The organism is Limnospira sp. PMC 289.06 (assembly GCF_032350395.1).
Classification (GTDB): Bacteria; Cyanobacteriota; Cyanobacteriia; order Cyanobacteriales; family Microcoleaceae; genus Limnospira; species Limnospira platensis.
In genome coordinates, this window is the sequence record NZ_JARPLC010000037.1 from 40,450 (window position 1) to 41,272 (window position 823).

The 823-nt window shown below is 52.7% G+C and carries 1 protein-coding gene; it reads left to right on the forward strand.

What is annotated here, in order from left to right:
• Positions 1 to 249: 249 nt before the first annotated feature.
• Positions 250 to 654 (forward strand): hypothetical protein, encoded by a 405-nt coding sequence (locus P5674_RS10295; protein WP_006615787.1) that lies wholly within the window; start codon positions 250 to 252, stop codon positions 652 to 654.
• Positions 655 to 823 lie beyond the last annotated feature (169 nt).

Here is an 823-nt window from a genome sequence, read left to right on the forward strand (position 1 = left end):
CCAACCTACAAAACTGGAAAGCGATCGCATTTACCTGGGGGGAAAAAAAATTCACACATCCCCCCCCAAAAACGTCTAATAAGTGAAAGCCAAAAAACTCTTGTGGAGCCAGGGCTTGGCTGAATCGCCTCGATAGCATATCTGGAAAGCGATCGCATCTACCTGGGGGGGAAAAAAAATTCACACATCCCCCCCCCAAAAACGTCTAATAGATAGATCCGAAAAACCTCTTGTGGAGTACAAAAAAATATGATTCGTCGTTTTGCTGCCATTACCGGTCTCGTCGTCCTGAGCACCTTGGGAATTTCCACCACCGCCCGGGCTAGTCAAGGTGGGATCGCTGGTAGCGCAGCTTTCACGATTGATGGTGGTAATGTCACAGGTGTGGCCGTCTCCGCCGCCGTGGGTAAGGAATTTGCTGCAGCTCACTCTTTTAACTACGACGGCAGCAACGCCAACGGCCTACAGAACTCCGCTTTTGCGATCGGTACTGCGGGTGCAGTCAGTCTGAGTGGTCTGGGCGACCCGGCGGGCTTCACTCTCGACACCGTAGAAGACAGCGCTCGCGGCACGGCCCAGGCCAACGAATTTACTACCGGATACACCATTCAAATCGGTACGATTGGCGGAAACTCTTTGGTTACTGTCCCGTAGAACTGCGCCAGCCTGTAGGTTGGGTAAAGCATCGCATCACCCAACACCCTGCCTTGTTGGGTTCGGTTGCACTCCACCTAACCTACAAGAGTCTATAGGATACCTGGAAAGCGATCGCATCACCCAACACCCTGCCTTGTTGGGTTCGGTTGCACTCCACCTAACCTAG

Coding starts and splice junctions, on each gene's coding strand:
- P5674_RS10295 (WP_006615787.1), top strand. CDS start 250: ATGATTCGTCGTTTTGCTGCCATTACCGGTCTCGTCGTCCTGAGCACC.